This is a genomic window from Natronocella acetinitrilica (assembly GCF_024170285.1).
In the GTDB taxonomy this organism is placed as follows: domain Bacteria; phylum Pseudomonadota; class Gammaproteobacteria; order Nitrococcales; family Aquisalimonadaceae; genus Natronocella; species Natronocella acetinitrilica.
The window spans coordinates 219,576-233,793 of record NZ_JALJXV010000008.1 but is presented as its reverse complement, the minus strand read 5'-3'; the positions used below and the strand labels follow the sequence as shown (position 1 = coordinate 233,793).

Here is a 14,218-nt window from a genome sequence, read left to right as displayed (position 1 = left end):
GGCCACCACTCCACCATTGGAAAGGAGTTCGCGTGTGTCAGAGTCGCCAGCCATCATTGCGCATCGCGGCTCAGCCTGCGATCACCCCGAGAACACCCTTAGCGCCTTTGCTGCAGCCATTGCCGCCGGCGCCGACGCAGTAGAGCTGGACGTCCAGATCGCCGCCTGCGGCACGCCCATGGTGATTCACGATGCCCTGCTCGAGCGGACCACCGGTCAGCCCGGGCTCGTGCAAGAGCTCACTGCGGCGGAAATCGGTGCCTATTCCGCCCATGAACCCGATCGATTCGGTCAGGCATTCCTCGGCGAACCAATCCCCAGTCTCGCCACAGCCTGTCACTTCCTGGCGAAACACGACGGACTGCTGGTCTTCATCGAAATCAAGGAAGAGACCCTGCGGCGCCATGCCCTGCCGGCGATCATGCAGCGGGTGGCTGAGGATTCCGCCATCCTGGGGAATAACCGCGTGGTCATCAGCTTTGTCGACGAGGCCATTCAGGTTGCCGGCAGTCTGTACGGCCTGCGCGTGGGCTGGGTATTACCGGCATTCGATCCCGGCACCATTGCCAGGGCACGGACCCTGGCTCCGGAGTTCCTGTTCTGCGATCGCCAACGGCTGCCTGAGGGGAACGCTCCCCTGCCATCCGGGTGCTGGAACTGGGCCGTCTACGAGGTGACCGATGCGGACGAGGCACTGGACCTTGCCGCAAGGGGGGTGAACTGGATCGAAACCATGACCCCCGCCGCGCTTCGCAGGGGGCTCGCGCAGCCCTGAGCTTTTCCGTCAGGCGTCAAGACGACGCTGCCGACCGCGATCGCGCTCGGAATCCTGGCGCGCCACGACGGCGACCACACCAGGCCGCTGCGCCATGTCCGCCAGCGAAATACCGGCCAGGAAGTTCTGGATCTGACAACTCAGCTCGCTCCACAGATCGTGGGTCAGACAGCGGTTTCCGCCCTGGCAATTCTCACGACCCTTGCAGCGGGTGGCATCCAGGCTCTCATCCACCGCCTCGATGACTGCAGCAACGCTGATTTCCGCGGCGGGACGGGCCAACCTGTAGCCACCGCCCGGGCCGCGCACTCCACTCACCAGGCCGGCACGCCGAAGCCGCGCGAACAGCTGCTCGAGGTAGGACAGGGAGATCTGCTGGGATTGGGAGATATCGGCAAGAGCCACCGGCCCATCGCCTTCATGAAGCACCAGATCCATGATGGCTGTCACGGCATAGCGGCCCTTGGTGGAGAGCTTCATCGTTGCACCCCGGCCGCGGAGGCCAGCTGGGATTCGCATCCGGCAAAGCGATGCCCCTCCCCAAGGCAATAGCGCAACCAGCGATTGAGGAAGCGATTCATTTCCCAACGCCATTCCAGGCTGCGCGGGTCCGGCTGGTCACCGTTCCAGAGCCTGAACCGCTCCACCGGCGTTTCCGGCATGACCTCGGCGACTCGGGCATCGTGATAGACCCGCAACAGCAGATCCGGCTCCACCGCACCCTCCTCCAGGTCGAAGTAGTGGGTCATGGACACCGTGGTGGTATAGGGCGAGCGCTCGTGAACCCTGAGATGCAGGTCAACCGTCCCGTCCACCCGGGAAATGTTGCTGTCCTGAAGGTGTCGCAAGGACGGCGCGAGACGCCGCATGAGGATGTAATTGCCCTCGTACAACTCCATCAGGGTTGCGAAGGATCTGGACGGAATCCTGTCCAGTAGCGGGTGATCGCGCAGGCTCAACATAGCCGCGGATGATAGCACAGGGCTCGCCGCTCAACGGCAATCCGCAAAGGGGTCAATGCACCCGCCTGCGCAAGCCGAAGGCGTGAATGATCGTACTGGCGATCTCCTCGATGGACTTCGAGGTCGAGTTGAGAAACGGGATCTTGTTCTGGCCGAACAGCCCTTCCGCCCGGAGGACCTCCAGCTGACACTGCTGGATGGACGCGTAACGCGAATTGGGTCGCCGCTCGTTACGAATGGCGCGCAGACGATCGGCAGCAATACTCAGCCCATAGAGCTTCTGGCGAAACGGCTGCAACAACCGCGGCAGACCGGATTCCATGATGTCGTCCTCGGTCAGGGGGTAGTTGGCTGCAAAGATGCCGTACTGCAAGGCGAGGTAGAGCGACACCGGCGTCTTGCCGGTACGCGACACGCCGATGATGATGATGTCAGCCCGGTCATAATGGCGCGTTGTGGCACCGTCGTCGTGGCTGAGGGCGTAGTTGATTGCGTCGATGCGCACATCGTAGTTCTGCCGGTTGCCCACACCATGGGCCTGACCGATGGCGTGTGAGGACTTCACCGCCAGTTCGCTTTCCAGCGGCGCAATGAAGGCATCGAAGAAGTCGAAGAAGGCCGCGCTGCTCTTGCGCAAGTATTCGCGCACATCGTCCTGGACCACCGTGCTGAAGACGATCGGTCGCGGCGCGCCGCTGACCGCCAGTCGATTGATCTGCTCCACCACCTTCTCCGCCCGCTCGACACTGTCGACGAACGGCAGCGTGACCTGCTCGAAGTCAATGTCGAACTGCGTCATCAGACTCTGGCCCAGGGTTTCCGCCGTGATGCCGGTGCGGTCCGAGATGTAGAACACGGTACGTTTACGGGTCTCGCTATTCATGCGTGGTGCGGGCTCCTGGGAGAATGCCGGATCAGCGCCGACGACCATCGACGACAGACTGTTCGGCTGCGGTCTCGCGCACAGGTTACAATGAGTGCGGTTCTTTCCCCACTGCGGATCGCCGCACCCGGTGTGGTGCAGGGGTATCCGGGGGGTGACGTAACGCGCGTCTTTTCGTAGGATACGCCCGCGATCGCAGATGGGCTTTGTGACGCTCATTCCACCACACGACCCGCTCGCCAGGGAGCGCAAGTCGATGCCATGCCAGTGTGCAAGCAGGGGGACGCCGCTTTGCAGGACTATGTAATCTGGTTCGATGAACTCGGCATGAACGATGTCGACCGGGTGGGCGGCAAGAATGCCAGCCTCGGTGAGATGATCTCCAACCTCGCGGCGGCCGGCGTTTCAGTGCCCGGCGGTTTCGCGACCACGGCGGCGGCCTATTGGGACTTCCTCGACGAGAGCGGTCTGCGCAAGCGTATCGGCGATGCGCTGGATGGTCTGGACGTGGACGACGTGGACGCGCTGGCCAGCACTGGTGCCGCGATTCGCCAGATGGTTCTGGATACCCCCTTTACCGAGCGGCTGGAACGGGAAATCACCGAGGCCTACGCCAGACTTGAGGCAGAAGCCGGTGGCGAAGCCTCTTTCGCGGTGCGCTCATCCGCCACGGCGGAAGATCTGCCGGACGCGTCCTTCGCCGGGCAGCAGGAGACCTTTCTCAACGTGCGTGGCCTCGACAATGTGCTGCTGGCGGTCAAGCATGTGTTCGCCTCGCTGTTCAACGACCGGGCCATCTCCTACCGGGTCCACCAGGGTTTCGATCATGCCCAGGTCGCCTTGTCCGCCGGCATCCAGCGCATGGTCCGATCCGATGTCGGGGCGGCGGGCGTGATGTTCACCATGGATACCGAATCCGGCTTCCGGGACGTGGTATTCATCACGGCGTCCTATGGCCTTGGAGAGACTGTCGTTCAGGGCGCGGTGAACCCCGACGAATTCTATGTGCACAAGCCCACACTCGCCGCTGGTCGTCCGGCCGTCCTGCGCCGCACCCTCGGCAGCAAGGCCATCAAGATGGTCTACAGCGATGAGGCGGGCCACGGCCGCTCGGTACAGACCGTCGACGTCGATGCGGCGGAAAGCCAGCGCTTCTCCCTCGACGACAACGAGGTGCAGGACCTGGCGCGCCAGGCGCTGATCATCGAGCAGCATTATGGCCGCCCCATGGACATCGAGTGGGGCAAGGACGGCCGCGACGGCAAACTCTACATCCTCCAGGCCCGACCGGAGACGGTGAAAAGCCGGGACGGTGGACAGACCCTGCAACGCTACCAGCTCAAGGATCAGGGCGCCGTGCTCGCCACCGGTCGTGCCATCGGCCAGCGAATCGGCGCCGGCCCCGCCCGGGTGATTGCCAGTCACAAGGACATGGGTACGGTGCAGCCCGGCGATGTTCTCATCACCGACATGACCGACCCGGACTGGGAGCCGATCATGAAGCGGGCTGCCGCCATCGTGACCAACCGCGGGGGCCGCACCTGTCACGCCGCGATCATCGCCCGGGAACTCGGGATCCCTGCCGTGGTTGGATGCGGTGATGCCACCGAGCGTGTGCGTGATGGCCAGGACGTAACGGTTTCCTGTGCCGAAGGCGACACCGGGTATATCTACGGCGGCAAGCAGGATTTCGAGATCAAGGAAGTCAGTCTGGCGGATATGCCCGACCTGCCCTTCAAGATCATGATGAATGTGGGCAACCCTGATCGGGCCTTCGACTTCGCAAACCTGCCCAATGAAGGCATCGGCCTGGCACGGCTCGAGTTCATCATCAACCGGATGATCGGGATTCATCCCAAGGCGCTGCTGGAATTCGACCGGCAGGATGACGACCTCAAAGAGGTCATCACCACGCAGATCGCGGGTTACGCGGACCCGGTCTCGTTCTTCGTCGACAGGCTGGCCGAAGGTATCTCCACCCTGGCAGCGGCATTCACACCGAAGCCGGTGATCGTGCGCATGTCCGACTTCAAGTCGAATGAGTACGCGAACCTCATCGGCGGAAGCCAGTACGAGCCTGATGAGGAAAACCCCATGCTCGGTTACCGGGGCGCATCCCGGTATATCTCGGAGAACTTCCGCGACTGCTTCGCACTGGAGTGCCAGGCGCTGAAGAAGGTGCGGGACGACATGGGGCTGACCAACGTCTGGATCATGATCCCCTTCGTGCGCACGGTGGACGAAGCGAAGGCGGTGGTGGATCTGCTTGCAGAACACGGCCTGAAACGGGGCGAGAACGACCTCAAGCTCATCATGATGTGCGAGTTGCCCTCCAATGCCCTGCTCGCCGATCAGTTCCTGGACGTTTTCGACGGTTTCTCCATCGGCTCCAACGATCTGACCCAGCTGACCCTGGGGCTGGATCGCGACTCCGGGCTGATCGCACATCTGTTTGATGAGCGTAACGATGCCGTGAAGGCGCTGCTCCACATGGCCATCCAGGCCTGCCGTCGCCGGGGCAAGTACGTGGGCATCTGCGGCCAGGGTCCGTCGGACCATCCGGAGCTGGCCCGCTGGCTCATGGATGAGGGCATTGAAAGCGTCTCGCTCAATCCGGACTCGGTGATCCAGACCTGGCTCTATCTCGCCGGACAGGAAGTCGGAACGGACGACTGACGACAGTTTTTGGAAACCGTTTCCACTTCACCGGTTTCCGCTGTTGTGCTAGTCTCAGTGCACCTCTTTCACCGGGGAGTCAAGCGCATGGCCGCATCTGTCTATCGCAGTGAGGATCTCACTTTCACCGTTGACGTGGAGGCCCTGCTACAACGCCTCGGCAACGCGCTGGAACCCGACAGTCTACTGGTGGACGAAGAGTCCAAGCGTCCATTCGAATGCGACGGCCTGTCTGCCTACCGGGAGCTGCCCCTGGTCGTGGCTCTTCCCGAGACGGTGGAGCAGGTGCAGACGGTGCTGACCATCTGCCGGGATCTGGGCGTGCCCGTGGTCGCACGGGGGGCTGGCACCAGCCTGTCGGCGGGCGCCTTGCCCCACCCCCAGGGCGTGTTGCTGAGCATGGCCAAGTTCAATCGCATCGTCGAAGTCGACAATGCCCGGCGCATCGCCAGAGTACAGCCTGGCGTGCGCAACCTGGCCATTTCCGAAGCGGCGGCTCCCCACGGCCTGTATTACGCCCCCGACCCCTCTTCCCAGATCACCTGCAGCATCGGTGGCAATGTCGCCGAAAACGCCGGCGGTGTGCACTGCCTGAAATACGGCCTGACGGTTCACAACGTGCTGTCCGTCACCATCGTGACCATGGACGGCGACGTGGTAACGTTGGGCTCGGAGGCGCTCGATTCGCCGGGCTATGATCTCCTGGCGGGAGTTACCGGCTCCGAAGGCATGCTGGGTGTACTCGTCGAGATCACCGTGAAGTTGCTGCCGCAGCCCCCGGTCAAGGAAGTGCTGCTCGCAGCCTTCCCCACCGTGGACAGTGCTGGCCATGCAGTCGCCGGCATCATCGCCGAGGGCATCATCCCCGGTGGCCTGGAGATGATGGACAATCCGGCAATTCGCGCCGCAGAAGACTTCGTCCATGCGGACTACCCGGTAAACGCGGCAGCGATCCTCATTTGTGAACTCGATGGCAACACCGAGGAAGTCGGTGACCAGTTGAACAAGGTGCGCGGCCTGCTCGAGCAATATGGCGCGAATGATATCCGCGTAGCTGCCAACGCCGATGAGAAGGCCCGCTTCTGGGCGGGACGAAAGGCCGCCTTCCCGGCTGTCGGCAGAATTTCACCGGATTACTACTGCATTGACGGCACCATTCCGCGCAAGCGGCTGGCTGAAGTCCTTCGCCGAATGGAGGAACTCAGCGAGGAATACAAGTTGCGCATCGCAAACGTGTTTCACGCCGGTGATGGCAACCTCCACCCCCTGGTGCTTTACGATGGGAATGTGCCCGGCGAATTCGATCGCACGGAACAGCTGGGCGGCAAGATCCTCGAACTCTGCGTTGAAGTCGGCGGCACTGTCACCGGCGAACACGGCGTCGGCATGGAAAAGATCAACCAGATGTGCGTGCAGTTCGAGAAGGGTGCGCTGGAACAGTTCCACGCAATGAAGGCGGCTTTCGATCCGGCGGGGCTGCTGAACCCCGGAAAGGCCGTACCGACCCTGCATCGCTGCGCCGAATTCGGGGCGATGCACGTGCACGGCGGCAAACTGCCGCACCCTGACATACCCCGGTTCTAGGCGATCTTCGCGTCGGCCTCTCCTGGCCGGCGTTGCCTGAGCATTGCGAGTAATCATGAGCGATAACCAAGACAGAAGCACAGAACTCGTGGAGCAGGTACGCGCCGCGCTGGCGGCGGGCACGCGGCTTGCCATTCAGGGCGGTGGCAGCAAGTCGTTCTACGGGCGCGCGGTTGAAGGCGAGCCTGTGACGTTGCAGGGGCACACGGGCATCGTGAACTACGAGCCAACCGAACTGGTACTGACCGCGCGCGCCGGCACACCCTTGCGCGAAGTCGAGTCCGTACTGACGGATGAAGGGCAGATGATGCCGTTTGATCCGCCTGATTTCGACGGCAACGCCACCGTGGGGGGCGCATTCGCAGCCGGGCTCTCCGGGCCGGCCAGGCCATGGCACGGCAGTGCCCGCGATCTGATTCTGGGCATGCGCCTGATCAACGGTCGTGGCGAACACAATCGCTATGGTGGCGAGGTCATGAAGAATGTCGCTGGCTATGATGTCAGCCGCGTCGTGACCGGATCGCTGGGCACCCTTGGCGTGATCACGGAAATCTCCATGAAGGTCCTGCCCCGTCCGGAAGCGGAATGCACGCTGGTTCTCGAGCAGGACCCCACCGCAGCCACCTTGGCCGTGGAAAACTGGTTCCGTGAGGGTATGCCGGTGACTGGTGCGGCCATGCATGAAGGGCGTCTGCACCTGCGCCTGGCCGGGTCCGCCAGCGCAGTCCGGGTGGCCCGGGAGCGCATCGGTGGCGAGAAGCTGAGCGACGGATCAGCCTGGTGGCAAGGTCTGCGGGATCAGACCCTGCCCTTCTTTGCCAGCGACCTGCCCTTGTGGCGCATTTCCCTGCCGCCGTCGGCGGGCAATCTGGACCTGGACGGCGATCGCCTGTTCGACTGGAACGGCCAGCTGCGCTGGTTGTACACGGCAACGCCGGCGGCAGAGTTGCGCGAGCGAGCGTCGAGCCTGGGTGGCCACGCCACCCTGTTCCGGGGTGGCGCTCCCGACGCGGCGGTTTTCCATCCGCTGACCCCGGGTGTCCACACGCTCAACCAACGTCTGAAACAGGCCTTCGATCCCGACGGCATCTTCAATCGCGGACGCATGTACGCCGACATCTGACCGGACTCCACTATGCAAACCTGGATTGACGCAGCACTGAAGGACACCCCCCAGGGGCAAGAGGCCGACCGTATTCTTCGTACCTGTACGCACTGCGGGTTCTGCCTGGCCACCTGTCCTACCTACCAGTTGCTGGGCAACGAACTGGACAGCCCACGCGGCCGCATCTACCTGATGAAGCAGGTGCTGGAGGGCAAGACGGCGACAGCGACGACCCAGCTTCACCTGGATCGCTGTCTGACCTGTCGCGCCTGTGAGACCACCTGCCCGTCCGGGGTGGAGTACGGCAAGCTTGTGGATATCGGCCGAGAACTGGTCGAGGAACAGGTCAAGCGCGACTCCGGCGGATTCATGCGCTGGGCATTGCGCACCGTCCTGCCTCGCCGTGCGCTTTTCTCGGCACTGCTGCGGACCGGTCAGTTCGTCCGGCCGCTGGTTCCCGGCGCGCTGCGCGGCAAGATTCCGCCCCGGCGGCAGCCCAAGCCCTGGCCGGAGAAGACACACCAGCGCCAGGTGCTGATGCTCGAGGGCTGCGTCCAGCCCGCCATGGAACCCACGATCAATCCCACCACGGCGAGACTGCTGGACGAAATCGGTATCAGCGTCATTCGCACGCCCTCATCCGTGTGTTGCGGGGCGATCAGCCAGCACCTGGGCCATCCCGACGAGGCCAGGGAGCAGATTCGACGGAACATTGACGCCTGGTGGCCCCATATCGAGGCGGGCGTCGAAGCGATCGTTGTCAACGCCAGTGGCTGCGGTGTGCAGGTAAAGGACTATGGTCATATCCTCCGCGAGGACAAGGCCTATGCCGAGAAAGCAGCCACCGTTAGCAAGCTCACCGTTGACCCCGTGGAATTGCTGCTGAACGAGGAAGACAACCTCACACCAGCGGCGGGAGTCCCCCGCAAGATCGCCTTCCAGTCTCCCTGCACCCTGCAACACGGTCAGAAACTCGGTGGCCGCGTTGAAGGGCTGCTCACGCGGCTCGGCTTCGAGCTGACGCCGGTGGCCGACGCGCACCTGTGCTGCGGATCGGCAGGTACCTACTCGGTACTGCAGCCGACCCTGTCCAAGCAATTGCGCACCAACAAGCTGAACAATCTGCAATCCGGGCGCCCCGATCTCATCGCCACCGCAAATATCGGCTGCCTCACACATCTGAACGAAGCCTCGGAAGTGCCCGTCCGCCACTGGCTCGAACTGCTGGCCGGGAAAGGAGCCGCATCGACATGAACAAACCACATCAGGATGATCTGTCCCGGGTTGTTGAACCGACGGAACTGCACCAGCAGCTTGCTTCCGACAACCTGGTCGTGGTCGACCTGAGTGACCGCTCGCGCTATGAGGAGGCCCACGTCCCAGGCGCGGTGCATTGCGACTATGCACGCCTGCTGCGGAAGGACCCACCGGCAATGGGGCTGCTGCCGCCGGCGGACGCGTTATCCCGGCTGTTCGGCGAACTGGGGCTACGGCCCGGCTGTCGCGTGGTCGCCTATGATGATGCCGGCGGCGGCAAGGCAAGTCGTCTCCTGTGGACGCTCGCTTCGGTTGGGCACCCCTCCTACGCCTTGCTCAATGGCGGTCTCGGTGCGTGGCTGGCCGCGGGCCTGCAAACGGATTCCGGCAGCGGCCCCGCCGCCGTGTCCGGTGCGTATCCGGTGAACCTGGCCGAGCTCCCGGACAACATGGCCGACAAGGCCTGGATTCAACAACACCTGGGGCAGCCCGGGATCGCATTGCTGGATGCGCGATCCCCGGCCGAGTATGCCGGCGAGGATCTGCGGGCAGCCAGGGGCGGCCACATACCCGGTGCCATCAATCTGGAATGGACACAGGCGCTGGACGCCGACAACTTCAACCGCTTGCGTCCTGCTGCGGAATTGCGGCGCTTGCTTGAAGAACGCGGTATCACACCAGACCGCGAGATCGTGACCTATTGCCAGACGCACCATCGCTCGTCGCTGCTCTGGCTGGTGATGCGTCACCTGGGCTACGGCGCGGTGAGAGGTTATCCCGGCAGCTGGTCCGAGTGGGGCAATGATTCCGCCCTGCCCGTGGAGAAGTAGTAAAACCCCTGGCTAGTTTTCCTCAGGGACGCGCAAAAGACCGTCCCTGTAGAACCGCAACTCCCTGATGGACTCCTTGACGTCGTCCATGGCGAGGTGCGCGGCTTCCTTCTTGAAGCCCTTGCCAAAACCCGGGTACCAGCGCGCGGCCAACTCCTTGAGCGTACTGACATCGATGTGTCGGTAGTGGAAATACCCCTCGAGTTGCGGCATGAGGCGGTGCAGGAAGCGACGATCCTGACAGATACTGTTCCCGCACATCGGCGAGACGCCAGCCGGCACCCATTTCTGCAGGAACTCCAGGGTCTCACGTTCCGCCGTGGCATAGTCGTAACTGCTGTTCCGGACGCGATCCACCAGCCCCGATTGCCCATGCTGTCGCGTATTCCACGCATCCATGCCCTCCAGTACGGAATCCGGCTGGTGTATGGCAATCACCGGACCTTCGGCCAGCACGTTCAGCTCACTGTCTGTAATGACCGTGGCGATCTCGATGATGCCGTCGTTGTCGGTATCCAACCCGGTCATTTCCAGATCGATCCAGATAAGATTGCGTTCACTTGGTTCGGGCATGAGGGTCTCGAGTTTCCAGTCTGGCGTTGTGCCGGCATTCTAACAGAGGCTATTCTGCCCTGCCGGCCCGGCAAGAGCCCCCCGGGGTTCTGCGAATACGACACCAAACGAGGGAGAGCCCGGACATCGCGAAGCCGCCTGAACAGGAAGGTCGGATTGTTGCGTCCTACGGTGCGGAGAGCATTACCGAGGTGGCACAAGGACGACTGCTGCGGACGATGACGCGGCGGAGCACCGGTCGCGTGGTCTGCGGCGACCGCGTGACGGTACGGGAATCGTTTCCCGGAGAAGCGGTGGTGGAACGTATTCTTCCCCGCCGGAACGTGCTGGAGCGCACCAACTACCGTGGGCAGGCCAAGCCCCTGGCCGCCAATCTCGATTTGCTATTCGTGGTGATCGCGCCGGCTCCGATACCGGATCTGCATCTGCTCGACGCCTATCTGGTGCTCGCAAGCCACCTGGCCGTGAAGCCCGTCATCGTGCTCAACAAGGTGGATACGCTCACAGACACCCACCCGCTACATGCGGACTTGGCGCTCTACCGGGAGCTGGGTTACGGAATGATCAGCGTCAGTGCAAAGCAGGCAGTTGGCCTCGATGCCGTGGGTGAGACCCTCGACGGCGGCACGGCGATTCTCCTGGGGCAATCCGGTGTCGGCAAATCATCACTCGTCAATCGGCTGATCCCGGACATCGACGCGCGGACCCAGGCGCTGTCAGCCACCAGCGGACAAGGCCGACATACGACCACCGAGACCACGCTCTACCATGTGCCTCCGACCGGGGCGTTGATCGATTCACCCGGTATTCGCATCCTGCGCCTCGGCCACCTGCCCGCATCGGAGATTCAGCGCGGTTTCCCCGAGGTGGCCGAGCATGCCCAAGGCTGTGACTACCGCGACTGCCGCCACGATCGTGAACCAGCATGCGCCGTTCGCGCCGCGCTGGAGAGCGGCCAGATCGCGGCGTCGCGACTGGTCAGCTTCCACCGTCTGCTGGCAGGCTCTGCTCAGGCCCCCGGGGGGTAACGCTCCTCTGGATGCGGTTCGGCGTCCGCCGTGACCGTGTCATAGCCTTCCGCCTCAAGTGCAGTCAGCACATCCCGCTTGTGCTCCACCCCCAGCGTCTCGATGGTCACCTCCACCTCCGCGGCACGCAGAGAGAGATCGGTAAAGGCCCGTTGGTGGGCAATCTGGATGACATTCGCGTTCAGGCGCGCAAGCAGCGTGGTCAGATGGGCGAGCGCGCCAGGCACATCGGGTATGCCGACACGAATCCGCGAAATGCGGCTGGTGCGAATCAGCCCCCGTTGAATGACTGACGACAACGGCAACAGGTCAATATTGCCACCGCAGAGAATCAGCCCCACGCGACGACCACGGAAGCGCTGCGGGTGTAACAGAACCGCGGCAAGTCCGGCGGCACCGGCACCTTCCACCACGGTTTTCTCGATCTCCAGAAGGTAAAGAATTGCCTGCTCGAGACTGTGCTCGCTGACCAGCAGCACCTCGTCCACGAGTCGCCGAATAATCGGCAACGTCAATAGCCCTGGCCGCTTCACCGCAATTCCATCGGCAATGGTGGCACGGCCGCAATGGATGGGTTCACCCGCCAGCGCCTGATGCACGGCAGGAAACCGCTCGCTCTGCACGCCCACGATATCGATGTCCGGCTTGACGGCGCGAGCTGCCGTGGCGATCCCGGCAATCAGACCACCGCCGCCGATGGGCACCACGAGAGTATCCAGCGCGGGTACATCTTCCAGGAATTCCAGCCCGATCGTGCCCTGGCCGGCAATGACGGCGGGATCGTCGTAGGGGTGCACAAAGGTCAGGCCGCGCTCGCCGGCGAGCTTTTGCGCGATGTCCCCGGCCTCGGCCACCGTCTCGCCCTCAAGCACGACTGCCGCGCCATGGCGGCGGGTGTTCTGTACTTTCACGGTGGGTGTGTGCCTGGGCATCACAATGGTCGCTGAGATACCCAGGCGTTCCGCGTGATAGGCCACGGCCTGGGCATGATTGCCGGCGGACATGGCAATCACGCCGGCGTTGCGCTGCGCTTCGTCCAGCAGCAGCAGGCGATTCAACGCCCCGCGCTCCTTGAACGCGGCCGTGAACTGATGATTCTCGAACTTGAGGTAGATCGTGGCGCCGGTGATGTCGGACAGGGTTTCGCTGAGTTCGCAGCCCGTGCGCATCACCTGACCGCTGATACGCGTCGCCGCCTTGCGTATGGCGGCGACGGTAGGAGCGGCGTCAGTCTGCTTCAACCCGGGGGCCACTGCATCCGCCGACCGGCCAGCACATGGAGGTGGATGTGATAGACATCCTGCCCGCCATCACGGCCGCAGTTCATGACGGTGCGGTAACCATCCTCGGCGAAACCCTGTTGACGGGCCACCTGCTGTGCCACCAGGAAGAGTTTGCCCACCAGGGCCTCATCCTCCGGGGTGAGGTCTTCGATGCTTGGAATACACCGCTTGGGAATGACCAGGTAATGATGTGGCGCCTGCGGGTTGATGTCCCGAAAGGCCAGAACATCGTCCGTCTCGACGACGATATCGGCGGGAATCTCCCGACGGACTATTTTCATGAAAATGGAATCGTCACTCACGCTTTTTCCCCCTCAAGAAGGCAGCCACTCATCGAAAACTTCGGCGGCCCGCAAACGCATGGGACAAGGTGCCACTGTCGACAAACTCGAGTTCGCCACCCACCGGCACCCCATGGGCAATGCGGCTGCAAGAGACGCCCTGCTCTGCCGCGATGTCCGCGACGTAGCGGGCTGTGGCCTCGCCTTCCACCGTTGGGCTGACCGCCAGTATGACTTCCCGGATTTCACCACCGGCAAGCTGTCGCTCGAGTTCATCCAGGCCGACATCGGCGGGGCCGATGCCATCCAGCGGCGAGAGCCGCCCGAGCAGCACGAAATAGCGCCCCCCGTAATCGGTGGCCTGCTCCAGCGCGAACACGTCCGACGGGCTTTCCACAACACAAAGGACCGACTGCTCTCGCTTGTCGTTGCGACAGAGCTCGCAGACGGTCTCCTCGGTAGGCAACCGGCACTGTGTGCAGCGCCCAACGCGCTTCATGGCCGCCTCCAGCGCACGGGCAAGCCGCTCTCCTCCCCCTCGATCCCGTTGCAGCAAGTGCAGCGCGATCCGCTGCGCACTGCGTGGCCCGACACCGGGCAAGCAGCGCAGGGCGTCCAGCAGTTCCTGGATAAGGGGAGAGTACGCCATGGATCAGAACGGCAGATTCATGCCGGGCGGCAGGCCCATGCCCGAGGTCATCTCGGACATTTTTTCCTGTGTGGTCTCCTGCACGCGCCGCACGGCGTCATTCACCGCCGCCGCCACCAGATCGGCGAGCATGTCCTTGTCATCCTCGAACAGCGAGTCGTCGATCTCGATCTTGCGTACTTCATGCTTGCCGTTCATGACCACCGTGACCAGGCCGCCTCCAGCCTGTCCGCTGATCTCCATGCGGGAGATTTCCTCCTGCACCTTCTGGATGTTCTCCTGCATCTTCTGGGCCTGTTTCATCAGGTTACCCAAGCCGCCTTTCATGCTGC

Annotated in this window: 15 protein-coding genes; 7 read left to right on the top strand and 8 right to left on the bottom strand. The window is 63.2% G+C overall.

Annotated elements, in window-relative coordinates; translation table 11 throughout:
- Positions 1-34: 34 nt before the first annotated feature.
- Positions 35-775: a glycerophosphodiester phosphodiesterase family protein gene (locus tag J2T57_RS16740; RefSeq protein ID WP_253481514.1), complete on the top strand. Its 741-nt coding sequence runs from the start codon at positions 35-37 to the stop codon at positions 773-775.
- A gap of 9 nt (positions 776-784) precedes the next feature.
- Here J2T57_RS16740 and J2T57_RS16735 read toward each other — a convergent pair whose 3' ends face one another.
- From J2T57_RS16735 to ppsR, 3 genes are read right to left on the bottom strand one after another with little or no spacing between them, the layout of a single operon-like run.
- Complete coding sequence (locus J2T57_RS16735; protein WP_253481512.1) at positions 785-1,255, bottom strand: Rrf2 family transcriptional regulator; 471 nt, start codon at positions 1,253-1,255, stop codon at positions 785-787.
- Positions 1,252-1,737 carry a DUF1249 domain-containing protein gene (locus tag J2T57_RS16730; RefSeq protein ID WP_253481510.1) on the bottom strand — a complete coding sequence of 162 codons (486 nt, stop codon included), beginning with the start codon at positions 1,735-1,737 and terminating at the stop codon, positions 1,252-1,254. Before J2T57_RS16730 ends, J2T57_RS16735 begins: the two co-directional genes overlap by 4 nt.
- A 52-nt stretch (positions 1,738-1,789) precedes the next feature.
- Positions 1,790-2,620: a posphoenolpyruvate synthetase regulatory kinase/phosphorylase PpsR gene (gene ppsR / locus J2T57_RS16725; RefSeq protein WP_253481508.1), complete on the bottom strand. Its 831-nt coding sequence runs from the start codon at positions 2,618-2,620 to the stop codon at positions 1,790-1,792.
- Between the two features lie 291 nt (positions 2,621-2,911).
- Here ppsR and ppsA point away from each other — a divergent pair, with 291 nt between their 5' ends.
- The 5 genes from ppsA to J2T57_RS16700 all read left to right on the top strand — a co-directional run bounded on the left by ppsA (position 2,912) and on the right by J2T57_RS16700 (position 10,072).
- Positions 2,912-5,296, top strand: a complete 2,385-nt coding sequence (gene ppsA, locus J2T57_RS16720) for a phosphoenolpyruvate synthase (RefSeq protein WP_253481975.1) — start codon at positions 2,912-2,914, stop codon at positions 5,294-5,296.
- A gap of 87 nt (positions 5,297-5,383) precedes the next feature.
- Positions 5,384-6,880 carry an FAD-linked oxidase C-terminal domain-containing protein gene (locus J2T57_RS16715; RefSeq protein ID WP_253481506.1) on the top strand — a complete coding sequence of 499 codons (1,497 nt, stop codon included), beginning with the start codon at positions 5,384-5,386 and terminating at the stop codon, positions 6,878-6,880.
- Between the two features lie 55 nt (positions 6,881-6,935).
- Positions 6,936-8,003 carry a glycolate oxidase subunit GlcE gene (glcE, locus tag J2T57_RS16710; protein WP_253481485.1) on the top strand — a complete coding sequence of 356 codons (1,068 nt, stop codon included), beginning with the start codon at positions 6,936-6,938 and terminating at the stop codon, positions 8,001-8,003.
- Positions 8,004-8,015: 12 nt separating this feature from the next.
- The gene (gene glcF, locus J2T57_RS16705; protein WP_253481483.1) at positions 8,016-9,239 is read left to right on the top strand and encodes a glycolate oxidase subunit GlcF; all 1,224 of its coding nucleotides are present in this window, start codon (positions 8,016-8,018) and stop codon (positions 9,237-9,239) included.
- Positions 9,236-10,072: a sulfurtransferase gene (locus J2T57_RS16700; RefSeq protein WP_253481469.1), complete on the top strand. Its 837-nt coding sequence runs from the start codon at positions 9,236-9,238 to the stop codon at positions 10,070-10,072. The genes glcF and J2T57_RS16700 overlap by 4 nt, the downstream gene beginning before the upstream one ends.
- A 12-nt stretch (positions 10,073-10,084) precedes the next feature.
- Here J2T57_RS16700 and orn read toward each other — a convergent pair whose 3' ends face one another.
- Positions 10,085-10,645: an oligoribonuclease gene (gene orn / locus J2T57_RS16695; protein ID WP_253481466.1), complete on the bottom strand. Its 561-nt coding sequence runs from the start codon at positions 10,643-10,645 to the stop codon at positions 10,085-10,087.
- A gap of 191 nt (positions 10,646-10,836) precedes the next feature.
- Between orn and rsgA the strand changes: the two genes are divergently transcribed.
- Positions 10,837-11,673 carry a ribosome small subunit-dependent GTPase A gene (rsgA, locus tag J2T57_RS16690; protein ID WP_253481463.1) on the top strand — a complete coding sequence of 279 codons (837 nt, stop codon included), beginning with the start codon at positions 10,837-10,839 and terminating at the stop codon, positions 11,671-11,673.
- Here rsgA and J2T57_RS16685 read toward each other — a convergent pair.
- From J2T57_RS16685 to J2T57_RS16670, 4 genes are read right to left on the bottom strand one after another with little or no spacing between them, the layout of a single operon-like run.
- Positions 11,655-12,914, bottom strand: a complete 1,260-nt coding sequence (locus tag J2T57_RS16685) for a threonine ammonia-lyase (protein ID WP_253481446.1) — start codon at positions 12,912-12,914, stop codon at positions 11,655-11,657. The genes rsgA and J2T57_RS16685 overlap by 19 nt on opposite strands.
- Complete coding sequence (locus J2T57_RS16680) at positions 12,911-13,237, bottom strand: histidine triad nucleotide-binding protein (protein WP_253481972.1); 327 nt, start codon at positions 13,235-13,237, stop codon at positions 12,911-12,913. The genes J2T57_RS16685 and J2T57_RS16680 overlap by 4 nt, the downstream gene beginning before the upstream one ends.
- A gap of 49 nt (positions 13,238-13,286) precedes the next feature.
- Positions 13,287-13,886: a recombination mediator RecR gene (gene recR / locus J2T57_RS16675; protein WP_253481443.1), complete on the bottom strand. Its 600-nt coding sequence runs from the start codon at positions 13,884-13,886 to the stop codon at positions 13,287-13,289.
- A gap of 3 nt (positions 13,887-13,889) precedes the next feature.
- Positions 13,890-14,213: a YbaB/EbfC family nucleoid-associated protein gene (locus J2T57_RS16670; protein WP_253481426.1), complete on the bottom strand. Its 324-nt coding sequence runs from the start codon at positions 14,211-14,213 to the stop codon at positions 13,890-13,892.
- Positions 14,214-14,218 lie beyond the last annotated feature (5 nt).

What these genes read in the sequence shown, in the direction of transcription:
- orn (WP_253481466.1), bottom strand. Translation starts at nt 10,645, where the DNA reads ATGCCCGAACCAAGTGAACGCAATCTTATCTGGATCGATCTGGAAATG.
- J2T57_RS16730 (WP_253481510.1), bottom strand. Translation starts at nt 1,737, where the DNA reads ATGTTGAGCCTGCGCGATCACCCGCTACTGGACAGGATTCCGTCCAGA.
- J2T57_RS16700 (WP_253481469.1), top strand. Translation starts at nt 9,236, where the DNA reads ATGAACAAACCACATCAGGATGATCTGTCCCGGGTTGTTGAACCGACG.
- J2T57_RS16715 (WP_253481506.1), top strand. Translation starts at nt 5,384, where the DNA reads ATGGCCGCATCTGTCTATCGCAGTGAGGATCTCACTTTCACCGTTGAC.
- J2T57_RS16680 (WP_253481972.1), bottom strand. Translation starts at nt 13,237, where the DNA reads ATGAAAATAGTCCGTCGGGAGATTCCCGCCGATATCGTCGTCGAGACG.
- ppsR (WP_253481508.1), bottom strand. Translation starts at nt 2,620, where the DNA reads ATGAATAGCGAGACCCGTAAACGTACCGTGTTCTACATCTCGGACCGC.
- J2T57_RS16670 (WP_253481426.1), bottom strand. Translation starts at nt 14,213, where the DNA reads ATGAAAGGCGGCTTGGGTAACCTGATGAAACAGGCCCAGAAGATGCAG.
- recR (WP_253481443.1), bottom strand. Translation starts at nt 13,886, where the DNA reads ATGGCGTACTCTCCCCTTATCCAGGAACTGCTGGACGCCCTGCGCTGC.
- glcF (WP_253481483.1), top strand. Translation starts at nt 8,016, where the DNA reads ATGCAAACCTGGATTGACGCAGCACTGAAGGACACCCCCCAGGGGCAA.
- glcE (WP_253481485.1), top strand. Translation starts at nt 6,936, where the DNA reads ATGAGCGATAACCAAGACAGAAGCACAGAACTCGTGGAGCAGGTACGC.
- J2T57_RS16735 (WP_253481512.1), bottom strand. Translation starts at nt 1,255, where the DNA reads ATGAAGCTCTCCACCAAGGGCCGCTATGCCGTGACAGCCATCATGGAT.